A 15,974-nucleotide genomic window follows, 5' to 3' on the forward strand; every position below is an offset into this window, starting at 1 on the left:
CAGCTCTGCGCCCCTTCTTCGCTCCGGCGTCCAGGTATTCGGCCGTCTGGGCGGCCGGCCCGGGCCGGCGACGCGGCCCGGTGCACGGCAAGTCTATGGCCGCCGAGGATCATGCGTCCGGCACCGCGCCGGGAATGACGATCGGAGACGGCGCATGCGGCATCGGGCGGCGAGCCGTCCGTGTCAGCGCTGCGCGCGGTGCAGCTCCTGGCCGTCGACGACGAGCGCGACGAGCCGCGGCAGCGTGACGCCGTCGAGATAGGGCAGCAGCGGAGTGCGGGCCCGCACGTCGGTGCTCCAGGCCGCAGTCCGCGCATCGGGGGTCTGCACCGCCAGCGAGTCGACCTCCCAGACTGCATAGGTCGCCGCCGATCCGGGGTTGAGCTGGCCTCCCCCGCCGGGGCCGGCCTGACCCTGCTCGCCGGCGAGCGACCGGAACGCCCCGCGGGACTGGGCGTTGAACCCCGCCCGCACCGAGACCCCGGCCTCGGAGTGATGCACATGGGCGGAGATGAGCGACCAGGGGTTCTCCCCCTCGGCCGGCACGGCGCTGATCGGCACGCCGGTGCTCAGCGCCGGAGCCAGATGGCCGGGCCCGCGCAGGACCACCTGGGCGGCAGTGTCCAGCACGCGGCGCCAGAGCTCGGGCTCGGGGGCGTCGAAGCCGACCAGCAGCAGGGGCCGATCGGGGCGCGGCGCGGCGTGGCGCTCGCGCAGTCGGCTCCGCAGTCCCTCGAGCCGCTCGACGACGTCGGCCGACGCCGCCGCGGGCTCCGTCGGCAGGGTCAGCACCGGCTGCCGTCCGGCCTGCACGATCGCCGCGACGGCCTCCGTCAGCGCCGTCTCGGGCTCTGTGGCGTCCGCGGCCGCGTCCTGGGCCAGCACTCCGGTGAGCTCGACGCCGACAGGACGGCCGGCGATCCGGTCGACGTCGTCCAGCGCGTCCTCCAGCAGCGGCTCCAGCGCCGCCGAGAGGTCGGAGAGAGCCTCGTCGCCTGCAGGTACGGCGATCAGCGGGTGCACGTCCATCGGATGCGCGGCCGCGGCCGCGAGCACCGGCTCGAGCCGCGCGCGCAGACGCCGTGCGTCGACGAGGTCCTCGGATCCGACGGTCAGGCTCATGCGCAGCGTGCCCGCACCCTGGGCGGCCTGGTCGGTCAGCACCGCCGCCGTCGCCGTCGCGACGTCCTCGGCGTCGGCGAGCTCGGCCAGCGGACGGCGGCCCCAGCCGACGAAGGCCGGGGCGACCAGCGCGCGGTCCAGCTCCTCGACGGCGTGCTGCTCGCCGCGCAGATGCTCGGCGGTCTCGTCCGATCCGACCCAGGAGACCAGCCCGTCCTCGACGATCATCGCCTCGGCATAGGGCTCGGCGGTCGAGTGGACGGTGCCGTCGCGCAGCAGCCGCGGGGAGGCGGAAGCTACAGACGAGGTGTCGGCGGCGGAGTCAGAAGTGTCAGGCACGGAGGATCATTCTCTCTGAAGGTCGGGCGGGACGGCGGACAGGCCTGGTTCAGGCGGCGGGACGGCGACGGTCGTGCGAGGTCATTCGCCGGCCGGAGCATCCTCCTCGGTCAACGTCGTGCCGGGGGCGGCCGATTCCGTCGGTTCGGCGATCCCCGGCACCGGGCTGACGGCGGAGTAGGCCACCACTCCTCGACCGATCTGTTCGACGGCCTCCCGGCAGCGGGCGGCCAGCTTCGCGGCGGTGTGCGGCGCCCGGCCCAGCTGGTCGAGCACATCGATGGACTGCTTGGCCCAGCGCACGAAATCCCCGGCGGCCAGCGGCGAGTCCATCAGCGCCTCGCGCAGGCTGCGCCCGCTCGCCCAGGCGTGCATCGGCGGGGCCAGCCCCATCTCCGGAGCCGGCGTCGGGTCGACATGGTGCTGCTTCTCCAGGGCCTCCAGGTCGGCATGGACGTCGACGGCGGCGCGGACGGCCTCGCCCAGCCGCGCCGTGGGCATCATCGGCATCGCGCCCTCGTCGTCGCGCTTGGCCTGATAGATCAGCACTGTGGAGAAGGCGGCGAGCTCTGCGGCATCGAGCCCGCCGAGGACGCCGCGATGCTGCAGCAGCTCGGTGAACAGGTCGCGCTCTCCGTAGATCCGGCGCAGCCGCTGGCCGCGCTCGGTGACCGTCAGCTCCGCCCGGTCCCAACGACGCTGGCCGTCGCCGGCGTCGTCGGCGGTCTCGTCGGCCCCCTCGTCCAGCGGGCCGCCGTGCTCCGGGTCGGCCAGCTGCAGGTGGCCCAGGTCGGAGAGCACTCCGCAGATCCGGTCGAAGGTCTTCGCCAGCGAACCGGTGCGCCGTTCGATCTTCTGCCGCAGCTGGTCGGTCTCGCGGCGCAGCGTCCACCAGCGCTCGGCCCACCGGGCGTGATCCTCCCGGTCCGAGCAGCCATGACAGGGATGGCGGCGCATCTGCGCCTGAAGGTCGGAGATCTCGTCCTCGTCGGGCTGGTCGGTGAAGCCGAAGCCCGGCGCCGGCGCATCGTCCCGGGGAGGCGTGCGGTCCTGCAGCGCCGTCCGCATCGAGGAGGCCAGATCACGACGCACCTTGGGAACTTTCACCTGGGGCTTGCGCGGCAGCCGGATGCTGGTGAGCACCTCGGGCGGCTGGGGGAAGTCCTCGACGTGCACCTTGCGCAGCTGGCCGCGCTCGGTGATCACTCCGGGGCGCGGGTCATGCTCCGGGGCGCTGTGCACCACCAGGCAGGTCCCCAGGCCGCGGCGGCCCTCGACCTCGATGACGTCGCCGGGGCGCAGCCCTGCGAGCACGCGGGTCAGCTCGCGCCGCCGCTGCCGGTTGCGAGCCTTCGCCTGCCCCTTCTCCAGCTCCGAGATGCGTCGGCGCAGCGCGGCGTATTCGGCGAAGTCGCCCAGGTGGCACTGCATCGCGTCGTGGTATCCCTGCAGCGAGGACTCGCGCTGGGAGACGTCGCGGGCCAGTCCGACCACCGAGCGGTCGGCCTGGAACTGCGCGAAGGAGGATTCCAGGATGGTCCGCGCCCGCTCCCGGCCGAACTGGGCGGTGAGGTTGACCGCCATGTTGTAGCTGGGCCGGAAGCTGGAGTTCAGCGGATAGGTGCGCTTCGAGGCCAGGCCGCCCACCTGGCGCGGGTCCATGCCCGGCTGGTGGACGACCACTGCGTGGCCCTCCACGTCGATGCCGCGCCGCCCGGCCCGGCCGGTGAGCTGGGTGAACTCTCCGGGCGTGATGTCGACGTGCTGCTCGCCGTTGAACTTGTCCAGCTTCTCCAGCACCACAGTGCGCGCCGGCATGTTGATGCCCAGCGCCAGCGTCTCGGTGGCGAAGATGACTTTCAGCAGGCCTTCGGCGAAGAGGTCCTCGACCAGCTCCTTGAACGGCGGCAGCATCCCGGCGTGATGAGCGGCCACGCCGTGGACCAGCGCCTCGCGGAAGCTGTCGAAGCCCAGCACCGCCAGATCCTCGGCGGGCAGCTCCCAGCCCATGCGCTCCACGCGCGAGGTGATCTCCTCGACCTCGGCCGGAGAGGTCAGCCGGATGCCGCCGGCCAGGCACTGTTCGACGGCGGCCTCGCAGCCGGCGCGGGAGAAGATGAAGGTGATGCACGGCAGCAGCCCGTCACGGTCCAGCGCGCGGATCAGGCGCGGCCGGTTCAGCCGGCCGCCGCCGACCGGCGAGCCGGAGATCCCCGAGACGGAGCCGCCGGCGCCGCGCGCGTCCTTCCCCGGGCCGCGGCCCCGACCGCCCTTGCCGCCCTTGGCGTGCGGTCCGCCGCGCCGGGAGGTCGGAGACTGCTGCTGGTGGGCCAGCCGCTGCAGGTCGGGATTCACCAGAGCGGCGGAGACGGCGTCGTCCTCGTCGCCGTCGGTGACGAAGAGATCGTGGATCTGGCCGTCGACGTACATGTGCTGCCACAGCGGCACCGGACGATGCTCGGAGACGACGACGGCGGTCTCGCCGCGGACGGTGTCCAGCCAGGCGCCGAACTCCTCGGCGTTGGAGACGGTGGCGGAGAGGGCGACCACCTGCACGCTCTCGGGCAGGTGGATGATGACCTCCTCCCAGACGGCTCCGCGGAAGCGGTCGGCGAGGTAGTGGACCTCGTCCATGACCACATAGCCGAGGTCGCGCAGCGGCTCGGCGTCGGTGTAGAGCATGTTCCGCAGGACCTCGGTGGTCATCACCACGACCTGCGCGTCGGCGTTCACCGAGGTGTCGCCGGTCAGCAGCCCGACCCGCTCGGGGCCGTGCTCCTCGGCGAGCTCCTGGTACTTCTGGTTGGACAGCGCCTTGATCGGCGTGGTGTAGAAGGTCTTCGTCCCGCGGGCCAGTCCCAGGTGCACGGCGAACTCGCCGACGACGGTCTTGCCCGCGCCCGTGGGGGCGGCCACCAGCACCGCCTCGCCGTCCTCGAGATGCCGGCAGGCCTCGGCCTGGAACTCGTCGAGGTCGAAGCCCTGCTCCGCCCGGAAGGCCCCGAGCTCGGTCTTCGCCTCGGCCGCTCGACGTCGGAACTGGGCGTATCGCTCGGCCGGTGAACTCATGCCCCCAGCCTATGGCATCGCCGCGGGCGCAGCCTCGAGACCACGGGCGCGCCGAGACCCGCACCGCGACCGGCGCCGACGCATGCTGCCGGGCGCGGCCGCGGCGTCGTCACATCCAGCTGATGCCGTGATCCTCGTGCTCCTGGATCCGGTGCTCGATCATCCGGCGGAGGAAGGCCTCGGGCAGCTCGTGCTCGTAGATCAGCTGCACCGACCCCTTGCCGGTGCGGTAGCCGGCCAGCTCCACGTGGAAGTGCTCGCGCGTCGTCGGGGTGAAGACGATGTTCGCGTGGCGGGCATGGCCGCTGAACATGAAGAGGATCACCCCGCACTCATGGACGTAGGCCGGCTGATTCCATTTCATGGTCTCCTCGGCCTCCGGGGCGGACTCGCGACAGATCCGGCGCAGCTCGGCCAGCCGCTGCGCGGCCAGCCCGTCGAATCCTGCCAGGTACTCGTCGACTGTGCTCGGCTTCTCGCTGGTCTGCACTGCCATGATCGCCTCCCCGGTGTCTGCTGCCGTCTCGGCACGCCCCGGGCGTCACCCGGGCTCGCCCTCCGGACCGCCCGGAGAGCCGGTGCTTCGAGGGTAGATCGCCCCGATCGGTGCCGACCAGACCCGGCGACCCCGCAGGGCTCTCCCGACGCTCCCCCGTCCTCCCCTCGTCCCCCGGGGATGACTCCGTGGCTCGGGTGGGAATGGGCGCTCATTCCCACCGGAGCCACGGAGTCATCACGGCCGTCGGAGTAGGCTCGGGGCGTGTCCGATCGATCCTCCTCCGATTCCCGCGCCCCGGTCGAAGCCGCCGGCGAGACGCCGGGCCGGCCGCGGCCGCGGCATCCGCTCGCCGATCCGCACATCCTGGTCGGCGCGCTGCTGCCGGCGCTGCTGTTCAGCCTCGGAGTGGGCGCGATGCTGCCGGTCATCGCCTCCTTCGCCGTCGAGCGCGGCGCCTCGCTGGCGACGGCCGGCGCGATCGCAGCGATGCTTCCGGTCGGCCAGATCCTGGCCGACATGCCCGCCGGCTCGCTGACCGCCCGGATCGGCGATCGCCGCGCGATGCTGCTGGCCGGCCTGCTCGGAGCGCTCGGGTTCCTCGGTGCGGCTCTCTCCCCCGGCCCGCTGTCGCTGGCCGCCGCCGTGCTGCTCGTCGGCGGGGCCAACGCCGTCTTCCACCTGGCCCGACATGCGCATCTGACCGCCGTCACCCCGCCGCAGCACCGGGCCCGGGTGCTCTCCACGCTGGGCGGGATGAACCGCATCGGACAGTTCCTCGGCCCGTTCCTGGGGGCGGCGGTGCTGTTGGTCGGCGAGCTGCCGCTGGTCTTCGTCGTCGCCGCCGTCACCGCCCTGGCGGCCTCCGCGACAGTGGCGATGACCCGGGAGGATCCGCAGACCGTCGACGACGACGGCGCGGCCGGAGTCGGTGCCGCACAGTCCGGACGGGCCGGACGGGCCCAGTCGGCGGAGGCCTCCCGGGCTCCGCGGATGCTCGAGGTGCTGCGCGACCATCGCCGGCTGCTGATGACGCTGGGGGTTCCGGTGTTGCTGGTGGGATCCGTCCGCGGGGCGCGCCAGCAGGTGCTGCCGCTGTGGGGCGAGCACCTCGGGCTGGATCCGGCGACGATCTCGCTGCTCTTCGGCCTGGCCGCCGGCGTCGACATGCTGCTCTTCTATCCGGCGGGCAAGATCATGGACCGGATGGGGCGACTGTGGATCGGCGTGCCCTCGATGACGCTGCTGGGCCTCGCGATGGCGCTGGTGCCGCTGACCTCCGGCGAGAGCCAGCTCGCCGCCGCGGCGGTGCTGATGGGGCTGGGCAACGGCCTCGGCTCGGGGATCATGATGACCATCGCCTCCGACGTCGCCCCGGAGCGCGGGCGTCCGCAGTTCCTGGGCGCCTGGCGCCTGCTGCAGGACGTCGGCGTCGCCTCCGGGCCGCTGATCGTCTCGGCCGGTGCGGCCCTGGGCTCGCTGGCGGCCGGCATCTGGACCGCCGCGGCCATGGGACCGGCGGGCGCGGCCGCCCTGCGCCGCTGGCTGCCGCGCTGGTCGATCCACGCCACCCGGGCCACGCGTCGTCGGGCGGAGCAGTCGGCCCCATAGCCGGCCCCAGGGCCGGCATCGGAATCGGCGCCCGGGACGGCGCCGGACTGATCAGACGGGCCGAGGCGCGGCGGTGCTGCTGCGCACCACCAGCTCGTACGGAAGCTCGTCGGAGCTCTCCGCCGCCTCCGAAGCGCCCCCGGCGGCGTCCGTCCCCGCGTCGCCGCCGGGCTCTTCGCACATCGCCAGGATCCGCTGCGCCGCCAGCGTGCCCTGGTCGAGCGGATGCTGGTCCACTGTCGTCAGGCCGATGAGTCCGCCGAGGTCATGGCCGTCGATGCCGATCACCGAGACGTCCTCGGGCACTCTCAGACCCAGTTCCCGCGCTGCCAGCGTGGCCCCGACGGCCATCTCGTCGGAGAAGGCCAGCAGCGCGGTCGGCGCCGCCGCCGACCGGCCCAGGATGCGTTTGGCCGCCTGGTGGCCGCCCTCGATGGTGAAGTCTCCGGGGACGCAGAGCGTCGGGTCGACCGCCGCCTGGGCCGTGTCCATCGCCTCTCGGAAACCCGCCTCGCGCCGGGCGGGGATGTGGAAGTCCCGGTCGAAGGACTCGAGAGCCCCGATCCGCCCGATGCGCTCGTGGCCCAGACGCAGCAGATGCTCGGTCGCCAGTCGGGCGACGGCGTGGTCGTCGATCGCCAGCCCCGGCAGCTGGTCGTTGGCACCGCCCAGCGTGATCACCGGAACGTCCAGCTGCTGCAGCTGGGAGATCTCTGCGCCGCTGAGCTCCATCGCGACCACGATCAGCCCGTCGACGCGGCGGCGTCGCAGATAGGAGCCGAAGATCTCGGCCCGCACGGAGTCGTCGTCGGTGACGTTGTAGAGCATCAGGTCGAAGCCCCGCCGGCTGAGCTCCTCGGAGATCCCGGTGAGCACAGTGGAGAAGAACCAGCGGTGCAGGTCCGGAACCATGACTCCGATGCTGCGCATGCGCCCCGAGGCCAGGCTGGAGGCCGCCGAGGAGACCACATAGCCCATCCGGGCGGCGGCCTCCTCGACGCGGGTGCGGGTAGCGGCCGAGACATGGCCGCGGCCGCTCAGCGCACGGGAGACCGTGGCGGAGGATACCCCGGCCGCGCGGGCGACCTCGTCGATGCTGACCACGGGTGCTCGTCCTTCAGCGGGTCTCGGGGACGTCGGGCGAGTCCAACCATACAACGGCGTCGCCGCCCAGCATCCGCCCGGGCGTCGGTGCGCTGGCGACCAGGATCTCCCCCGCCGCGCGGATCGGCCGCGGTGCGGCGCCCAGGTTGGCCAGCACCACCACGTCGCCGACCTGCAGCGCCAGCGCGTCCCGAGCCGCCGCGGCGTCTCCCGCCTCGCCGCCCTCTCCGGCGTCCGCTCGCTCCGGCTCCTGCCGCGGGCCGAGCAGCCCGGCGGGGTCGAGCCAGCGCAGCCGCCCGGTGCCGAGCCCGTGCTCGCGCCGCAGGCTCAGCAGCCGGCGGTAGAGGGAGAGGGTCGAGTCCGGGTCGTGCTGCTGCCGGTCGCGGGCATGCCGTCCCCAGTCGTCGGGCAGCGGCAGCCAGCTGCGCCCCGACGGGCTGAAACCGGCCGCCGGAGTCTCGGCCTCCCAGGGCAGCGGCACGCGGCAGCCGTCCCTTCCGTAGCGCGCGCCGCCGGTGCGGAACCACGTCGGGTCCCGCCGGGCGTCGTTCGGGATGTCCAGCACTTCGGGCAGCCCCAGCTCCTCCCCCTGGTAGAGATAGGCCGAGCCCGGCAGCGCCAGCATCAGCGCAGTGGCCGCGCGGCCCCGGCGCAGCGCCTGCTCCGGGTCTGGAAGCCCCGGGAAGTCGGGGCCGATCCCCTCGCCCTGCGGGTTCTCGGCGGTCAGCCCCAGCCGAGTGGCATGACGGACGACGTCGTGGTTGGACAGCACCCAGGTGCTCGGCGCTCCCACCGAGGAGAAGGCCCCCAGCGAGTCGTCGATGACTTCGCGCAGGGCCTCGGCTCGCCAGGGGGTCTCCAGGTAGTGGAAGTTGAAGGTCTGGTGCATCTCGTCGGGCCGGACCCACAGCGCCGTCTTCGCGATCGTCGAGACCCAGGCTTCGCCGCAGAGCGCCCGGTCGCCGTCGTACTCGTCGAGCACCCGGCGCCAGTCACGCAGGATCTCGTGCAGCCCCGGCTGCTCCCAGTACGGCGCGGGCGCGCCCTCGCCGCCCATCGAACCGGACGCGGGACCCGTCCGATAGTCCGGGAAGGCGGGGTCCTTGACCAGCCCGTGCGCGACGTCGACGCGGAAGCCGTCGACGCCGCGGTCCAGCCAGAAGCGCAGGATGCGGCGGAACTCCTCCCAGACCGCGGGGCTCTGCCAGTTGAAGTCCGGCTGGGAGGCGTCGAAGAGGTGCAGATACCACTGACCGGGCCGGCCGTCGGGCTCGGTGATCCGCGTCCAGGCCGGGCCGCCGAAGACCGATTCCCAGTCCGTGGGCGGCAGCTCGCCGTCGGAGCCGCGACCGTCGCGGAAGTGAAAGCGCTCGCGCTCCGCCGAGCCCTCAGCGGCGGCCAGCGCCCGCCGGAACCACGGGTGTTGGGCCGAGCAGTGGTTGGGCACCAGGTCCACTATGATCCGCAGCCCGCGGGCATGCGCCGCGGCGACGAGGGCGTCGAAGTCCTCCAACGTGCCGAACAGCGGGTCCACGGCACAGTAGTCGGCGATGTCATAGCCGGCATCGGCCTGCGGCGAGGCCATGAACGGGCTCAGCCAGAGGGCGTCGACGCCGAGCTCCGCCACGGCGTCGAGCCGAGCAGTGAGGCCGGGCAGGTCGCCCACGCCGTCGCCGTCGCCGTCGGCGAAGGACCGTGGATAGATCTGGTAGATCACCGCCGACCACCACCACGGGCGGCCAGTGCTCGCGTCGACGTCAGGCTGTGCAGGGCTGCAAGGCGTCATGGAGGTATCTTAGAGCAATCGGTTCCATAACGCACGACGCCGGCCGAGAAGACTACCGAAGCTGCGCATGATGCCTGCTCCAGCAGGAATCAGTCGTCCGATGCCCTGCGCGGAGCATTCGGAACATGTGCTTGCGCCCCATCTGCCTCCCGGTCATACTGGAACCGCTTGCAGTGATCCGCATCACTCCGCTCGCTGCCAGCGCCGCACTGTCACCAGAGAGGACGCACCATCATGATGGGGAACGCCAGATCAGCCACCAGCCTCACCGCCGCCCTCGCGGGCGGGGCCCTGCTGCTGACCGCCTGCGGCGGCGGCACTGACACCTCCGCGGCCGACGAGTCGTCCTCGGGCGACGGGTCCCAGGCGCAGGGCAGCCTGACCGTCTGGGTCGACGCCGACCGCGCCGAGGTCCTGCAGGATGCCGCCGCGGACTTCACCGACGAATCCGGCATCGACGTCGAGCTGGTGCAGAAGGACTTCGCCGAGATCCGCGACCAGTTCGTCTCGCAGGTGCCCACCGGCGAGGGCCCGGACATCGCCGTCGGCGCCCACGACTGGCTCGGCACGCTGGTCACCAACGGGGTCGCCGCCCCGATCGAGCTCGGCGACACCGCCGGCGACTATCAGCAGGTGGCCGTCGACGCATGGACCTACGAGGGCCAGACCTACGGGCTGCCCTACTCGATGGAGAACATCGCGCTGTTGCGCAATTCCGAGCTCGCCCCCGAGGCCCCCGGCTCGTACGACGAGATGATCAGCATGGGCGAGGAGTCCGGCGCCGAGTACCCCTTCGTCGTCGGCCTGGACCCCAATGAGGCGGACCCGTACCACCTCTACCCCTTCCAGACCTCCTTCGGCGCCGATGTCTTCGGCACCGACGACGCCGGCGCCTACGACCCGGAGGAGCTGACCATCGGCGACGCCGGCGGCGTGGAGTTCGCCTCCTGGCTCGCCGAGCAGGGCGAGGCCGAGGTGCTGAACACCTCCATCGACGGCGACCTGGTGCTGGAGACCTTCTCCGCCGGCGACTCGCCCTTCCTGCTCACCGGCCCGTGGAACGTCCCTGCCGCCCAGGAGGCCGGCATCGACGTGCAGGTCGACCCGATCCCCGCCCCCGGCGACGAGCCGGCCCAGCCGTTCGTCGGCGTGCAGGGCTTCTTCCTCTCGGCCAAGAGCGAGAACGTCGTCGCCGCGACGACCTTCCTGACCGACTACGTCGGCTCGGCCGAGGTGCAGACCGCTCTCTACGAGACCGGCGGACGCGCGCCGGCGCTGACCGAGTCCTTCGACGCCGCCGTTGAGTCCGACGAGATCGTCGCCGGCTTCGGTGAGGTCGGGGCCGAAGCCGTCCCGATGCCCAGCATCCCCGAGATGGGCGCCGTCTGGGAGCACTGGGGCACCGCCGAGGCCGCCGTCATCGACGGCGAGGGCGACCCCGAGGACCTCTGGACCCGGATGGCCGAGGACATCCAGTCCTCGATCGACGAGTGATCATGAGCACGCTCTCCACGACTCCTGCCGACACCGACCCCTCGTCCGCGTCCGGATCCGCGTCCGGGGCGTCATCCGAGCCGCCGACCCGGCGGCCGGGCGACGGCCGGTCGCGGCGGGCGGGCCGACTCGCCGAGGCCGCCTCCGTCGGTTGGAAGATGCTGCTGGTCAAGATCCTCGCGCTCGGCGCCCTCGACGCCGTGGCCGTCTACGCGGCGATGGTGCTCTTCACCGGGGACGAGCCGCTGGCCGCCGGGCTGGTGGTCGCCGTCGCCGGACTCCTCACCTGGATCTACCTGCGTCGCGGGGCCCTGCCGGCGAAGTACCTGGCGCCCGGGGTGTTCTTCCTGGTCATCTTCCAGATCTTCATGGTCCTGTACTCGGGATACGTCGCGTTCACCAACTACTCCACCGGGCACAACAGCTCGAAGGAGGACGCGATCGAAGCGATCATGCTCCAGAACCAGGAGCGGGTCCCCGACTCGCCGACCTACCCGCTCACCGTCGCCGAGCGCTTCGGCCAGCTGAGCTTCGCCGTCGTCGACCCCACCGACCCCGACGGTCAGGTGCTGGTCGGCACGGCCGAGCAGCCGCTGCGGCCCGTCGACGACGCCGCCGTCGAGGGCGGGGAGATCGTCGAACTCGGCGGCCACGACATCCTGGACTTCGGCGAGCGGATCGAGCGCCAGGAGGAGATCACCGAGCTGGCGGTGCCCCTCGGCGAGGATCCGAACGACGGCGTGCTCCGCACCCAGGATGCCCAGTCGGCCTACCAGTACGTCTCGCAGTACGTGTATGACGAGTCCGCCGACACCATGACGAACACCGCCACCGGCACCGTCTACGTCGACGAGGGCGACGGCGCGTTCGTGTCCGCGGAGGGCGAGGAGCTGATGCCCGGCTGGCGGATCGCCGTCGGGCTGGACAACTTCCTCCGCGCGGCCACCGACTCCAGCATCCGCGGACCGCTGCTGTCGGTGACACTGTGGACCTTCGCCTTCGCGTTCCTCTCCGTGGCGACCACCTTCGTGCTCGGGCTGTTCCTGGCGGTGGTGTTCAACGACCCCCGGATGCGCAGCCGACGCTACTACCGGCTGATCATGATCCTGCCCTACGCCTTCCCCGGGTTCCTCTCGGCGCTGGTCTGGGCGGGCATGCTCAACGAGGAGTTCGGCTTCATCAACAACGTGCTGCTGGGCGGGATACAGATCCCCTGGCTGACCGATCCGTGGCTGGCCAAGGCCAGCATCCTGCTGGTGAACCTCTGGCTGGGCTTCCCCTACATGTTTCTGGTCTGCACCGGCGCGCTGCAGGCGCTGCCCGAGGACCTGACCGAGGCCGCACAGATGGACGGAGCCAAGCCCTTCCAGGCATTCCGCCTGATCAAGCTGCCGCTGCTGCTGGTCTCGCTGGCGCCGCTGCTGATCTCGGCCTTCGCGTTCAACTTCAACAACCTCACGCTCGTGTACATGCTCACCGGCGGCGGCCCGCGCGACATCGAGGCCGGGGTGAACGCCGGAGCCACCGACATCCTGATCACCCTGGTCTACAAGGTCGCCTTCGTCGGCGCCGATCGGGACTACGGACTGGCCAGCGCCTTCGCGATCCTCATCTTCCTGCTGGTCGGCACTGTGTCGGTCATCGCCTTCCGCCGCACCAAGTCCCTCGAGGAGCTGAACTGAGATGACCACCGCCCCCTCCTCGGCCCGCCCGGGGATCCCGACCCCGACCCCGCCCCCAGCTCGCCGACGGGACGTCGTCCACCGCCGCCCCGCACGGGTCTGGTGGCGCCAGACCGGCTGGCGCCACCTGGTGGGTGCTGCCGTCGTCGTCTTCTCGGTGTTCCCGCTGGTCTATGTGCTCTCGGCCTCGCTGAGCTCCGGGGGCACGCTGATCACGGCGAACTCGCTGTTCTCCGAGATCAGCCTGGACAGCTACGTCGAACTCTTCGACCGGCCGCAGCAGCCCTATGCCGCGTGGTTCGGCAATACGCTGTTCATCGGGCTGACCGCCTCGGCCGGCAGCGTGCTGCTCGGCGCGCTGGCCGCCTACGCGTTCTCCCGGATGCGCTTCACCGGCCGGCGCATCGGGCTGATCAGCCTGCTGCTGGTGCAGATGTTCCCGCAGCTGCTGGCGATGGTGGCGATCTTCCTGCTGATGCTGACCATCGGCGACGTCTTCCCCGCCATCGGGGTGAACAGCCAGGTCGGCCTGATCTTCGTCTACCTGGGCGGGGCGCTGGGGGTGAACACCTATCTGATGTATGGGTTCTTCAACACCATCCCCACCTCCATCGACGAGGCCGCCCGCATCGACGGCGCCGGCCATGCGCGGATCTTCTTCACCATCATCCTGCCGCTGGTCTCGCCGATCCTGGCGGTGGTCGCGCTGCTGTCGTTCATCGCGACCACCAACGACTTCGTCATCGCCTCCGTGCTGCTCATCGATCCGGAGAAGCAGACGCTGGCGGTGGGCCTCTACCAGTTCGTCTCCCAGGAGACCTCGCAGAACTGGTCGCTGTTCTCCGCCGGGGCGGTGCTGGCCTCGGTCATCCCGGTGGCGCTCTTCCTGGCGCTGCAGAAGTACATCGTCGGCGGGCTGACCTCGGGGAGCGTGAAGTGACCGCTCCTCTCCCCCATCTCCCCCACCACGACGGCTCGCCGCTGCACGTCTCGTCCTCGGCGCCGTCGCTCGGCGAGCGGGTCGCGCTGCGGCTGCGCGTGCCGACGGCCTTCCTCGAGTCCGTCGGCGGCCTGAAGGCCGTCACCGTGCGGTCGACTCCCGACGGCGAGCCGGCCTGGGACGCCGCGCGACCGCTCGGCACCGCCGGCGGATGGCAGTGGTGGCAGGCCGAGGTCACCGTGCACAACCCGCGGCACCGCTACCGCTGGCTGCTGCGCACCGGCGCCGGCGAGGTGCTCTGGCTGAACCAGGCGGGTCTGGAGCGTCTGGAGGGCCGCGACGTCGACGACTTCGCGCTGCTCGCCGCACCGACCTCGCCCGACTGGCTCGCCGCCTCGGTGATGTACCAGATCGTGCCGGACCGTTTCGCCCGGTCGGCGGCCGCCGACGCGCGCGCCGCGCCCGACTGGGCGGAACTGGCCGCCTGGCACGACCCGGTGGACCCGGTGATGCCCTCCCGCGTGCAGCAGTTTTACGGCGGGGACCTGGACGGAGTGGTGGAGAAGCTGGATCATCTGGAGGCTCTCGGGGTCGACCTGCTCTACCTCACCCCGTTCTTCCCGGCGGCGTCGAACCATCGCTACGACGCGACGACCTTCGAGCAGGTCGACCCGCTGCTCGGCGGCGACGAGGCGCTGGCCCGGCTCACCGCCGCCGCCCACGCCCGCGGCATGCGGGTCATCGGCGACCTCACCACGAACCACACCGGCGACGGCCACGAGTGGTTCCGCACCGCCCGGGCCGATCCGGACTCCGCCGAGCGGGAGTTCTATCTCTTCGACGACGACGGCGCTGACGGCGAGCGCGGCCCGGGGTACGAGTCCTGGCTGGGCACGCCCACGCTGCCGAAGCTCGACTGGTCCTCGGCCGAGCTGCGGCGCCGGTTCATCGACGGGCCGGACTCGGTGGTCGGCCGCTGGCTGCGTCCTCCTGCGGCGCTGGACGGCTGGCGGATCGATGTGGCCAGCATGACCGGGCGGCTCCGCGAGGTGGATCTCAACGCCGAGGTCCGGCAGATCCTGCGCCGGACGATGGACCGCGTCGCCCCCGGGACGGCGCTGCTGGCCGAGTCCACCAACGACGCCACGGAGGATCTCACCGGCGACGCCTGGCACGGGGCGATGACCTATGTCCTCGTCACCCGGCCGCTGTGGGCTTGGCTCTGCGCTCCCGACGGCGTGCCGCACACCACCGCCGACGGCGGCACCAGCTCCGAGCCCTGGTTCTTCGGCCAGCCGCTGGGCGGGATCCCGTCCGGCACGGCGGCCGACTTCGCCGCCTCGGTCACCCGGTTCTCCGCCGGGATCCCCTGGCGGATCCGGCTGGGGACGATGCAGCCGCTGAACACCCATGACACGGCCCGCTTCGCCACCCATGCCGCTGAGGGCACTGTGCCGGTGGCGCTGGGGCTGATGATGACGCTGCCGGGGGTGCCGATGCTCTTCGCCGGCGACGAGTTCGGCCTGACCGGCGCCGACGGAGAGCTCAGCCGCACGCCCATGCCCTGGGGCCTCGAGCACCGGGATCCGGCGGCGGCCGAGCGGCTGGCGCTGTGCCGGGAGCTGGTCGGGCTGCGCCGTCGGCATCCGGTCCTCGCCGCCGGCGGGATGCGCTGGGTCCATGTCGACGACGACGCGGTGGTCTTCCTCCGCGAGTCGGCCGAGGAGTCGGTGCTGGTGCTGGCGTGCTCGGCGGCGACGGCTTTCGAGATCCCGCAGGAGGCGCTGCCGGGGCTGGATCCCGCCGGCGACGCCGACGACGCCGTCGAGCGGCTCCACGGCTCCGTCCGGCTGGTCTCCTGCTCCGGCTCGGTGCACCTGTCCGCCGAGGGGCCGGCCTGCGGCATCTGGCGGCTGGCCGGGGTTCCGGTGCCGGAGTGACGCGGCGCCTCCTCTCGAGGCCCCGCCCCCAGCCCCTTCCAGCCCTTCCCGTGCCTCCCGTGCCTCCCGTGCCTCCCGTGCCTCCCGTGCCTCGATGACTCTGTGGCATGTGTGGGAATACGTCGTCATTCCCACACATGCCACAGAGTCATCGTCTGCGGTGCCGGGGTCGAGCGGGCCACGCGACCGGGCTGGCGGCAGGGCGGCGCCGGATCGCTCCGACGCCGCCCCGCTCCCGACTCACAGGGCCGAAGGTCTCGGCACCTGTGAGGTCTCGTCCCGGCCGGCATCCGGCCGGGAGGTCATCCTCGGCTCGCGCCGGCGCCGATCAGCAGGGACTGCCTGCGGTCACAGTCCCGTCGGCGACCTGCTGCACGCCGGAGCCGATGGT

10 protein-coding genes are annotated in these 15,974 nt (G+C 72.1%); 5 read left to right on the top strand and 5 right to left on the bottom strand.

Features of this window, described 5'->3' with window-relative positions:
* Positions 1-183 precede the first annotated feature (183 nt).
* The 3 genes from ABD652_RS10530 to ABD652_RS10540 form a co-directional block, all read right to left on the bottom strand.
* Positions 184-1,461: a serine/threonine-protein kinase gene (locus ABD652_RS10530; RefSeq protein ID WP_344721042.1), complete on the bottom strand. Its 1,278-nt coding sequence runs from the start codon at positions 1,459-1,461 to the stop codon at positions 184-186.
* Between the two features lie 81 nt (positions 1,462-1,542).
* A complete protein-coding gene (locus ABD652_RS10535) occupies positions 1,543-4,530 on the bottom strand; it encodes a DEAD/DEAH box helicase (RefSeq protein ID WP_344721044.1) in 2,988 nt (995 codons plus the stop codon).
* Positions 4,531-4,639: 109 nt separating this feature from the next.
* Positions 4,640-5,026, bottom strand: a complete 387-nt coding sequence (locus tag ABD652_RS10540) for an iron chaperone (RefSeq protein WP_344721046.1) — start codon at positions 5,024-5,026, stop codon at positions 4,640-4,642.
* 264 nt (positions 5,027-5,290) lie between these two features.
* Between ABD652_RS10540 and ABD652_RS10545 the strand changes: the two genes are divergently transcribed.
* Positions 5,291-6,637 (top strand): MFS transporter, encoded by a 1,347-nt coding sequence (locus ABD652_RS10545; RefSeq protein WP_344721048.1) that lies wholly within the window; start codon positions 5,291-5,293, stop codon positions 6,635-6,637.
* Between the two features lie 51 nt (positions 6,638-6,688).
* Here the strand turns inward: ABD652_RS10545 and ABD652_RS10550 are convergent, their stop codons facing one another.
* Positions 6,689-7,741 (bottom strand): LacI family DNA-binding transcriptional regulator, encoded by a 1,053-nt coding sequence (locus ABD652_RS10550; RefSeq protein WP_344721050.1) that lies wholly within the window; start codon positions 7,739-7,741, stop codon positions 6,689-6,691.
* Positions 7,742-7,754: 13 nt separating this feature from the next.
* Positions 7,755-9,527, bottom strand: a complete 1,773-nt coding sequence (locus ABD652_RS10555) for a glycoside hydrolase family 13 protein (RefSeq protein ID WP_344721052.1) — start codon at positions 9,525-9,527, stop codon at positions 7,755-7,757.
* A 234-nt stretch (positions 9,528-9,761) separates the two neighbouring features.
* On the opposite strand from ABD652_RS10555, the gene ABD652_RS10560 reads away from it, so the two are divergent.
* Genes ABD652_RS10560 through ABD652_RS10575 form a run of 4 tightly spaced genes read left to right on the top strand, consistent with a single transcriptional unit; the run spans position 9,762 to position 15,583 of the window.
* A complete protein-coding gene (locus ABD652_RS10560; protein ID WP_344721055.1) occupies positions 9,762-11,021 on the top strand; it encodes a sugar ABC transporter substrate-binding protein in 1,260 nt (419 codons plus the stop codon).
* A gap of 2 nt (positions 11,022-11,023) precedes the next feature.
* On the top strand, positions 11,024-12,703 hold the full coding sequence (locus tag ABD652_RS10565) for an ABC transporter permease subunit (RefSeq protein WP_344721058.1): 1,680 nt from the start codon (positions 11,024-11,026) through the stop codon (positions 12,701-12,703).
* A 1-nt stretch (position 12,704) separates the two neighbouring features.
* The gene (locus ABD652_RS10570) at positions 12,705-13,643 is read left to right on the top strand and encodes a sugar ABC transporter permease (protein ID WP_344721061.1); all 939 of its coding nucleotides are present in this window, start codon (positions 12,705-12,707) and stop codon (positions 13,641-13,643) included.
* Positions 13,640-15,583 carry a glycoside hydrolase family 13 protein gene (locus tag ABD652_RS10575; protein WP_344721063.1) on the top strand — a complete coding sequence of 648 codons (1,944 nt, stop codon included), beginning with the start codon at positions 13,640-13,642 and terminating at the stop codon, positions 15,581-15,583. Before ABD652_RS10570 ends, ABD652_RS10575 begins: the two co-directional genes overlap by 4 nt.
* The last annotated feature ends 391 nt before the right edge of the window (positions 15,584-15,974 follow it).

The sequence above is a fragment of the Nesterenkonia halobia genome (assembly GCF_039536005.1).
Classification (GTDB): Bacteria; Actinomycetota; Actinomycetes; order Actinomycetales; family Micrococcaceae; genus Nesterenkonia; species Nesterenkonia halobia.

Excerpts from the sequence above, each read along its gene's own strand:
- ABD652_RS10535 (WP_344721044.1), bottom strand. The coding sequence starts at position 4,530 with ATGAGTTCACCGGCCGAGCGATACGCCCAGTTCCGACGTCGAGCGGCC.
- ABD652_RS10555 (WP_344721052.1), bottom strand. The coding sequence starts at position 9,527 with ATGACGCCTTGCAGCCCTGCACAGCCTGACGTCGACGCGAGCACTGGC.
- ABD652_RS10560 (WP_344721055.1), top strand. The coding sequence starts at position 9,762 with ATGATGGGGAACGCCAGATCAGCCACCAGCCTCACCGCCGCCCTCGCG.
- ABD652_RS10540 (WP_344721046.1), bottom strand. The coding sequence starts at position 5,026 with ATGGCAGTGCAGACCAGCGAGAAGCCGAGCACAGTCGACGAGTACCTG.
- ABD652_RS10565 (WP_344721058.1), top strand. The coding sequence starts at position 11,024 with ATGAGCACGCTCTCCACGACTCCTGCCGACACCGACCCCTCGTCCGCG.
- ABD652_RS10570 (WP_344721061.1), top strand. The coding sequence starts at position 12,705 with ATGACCACCGCCCCCTCCTCGGCCCGCCCGGGGATCCCGACCCCGACC.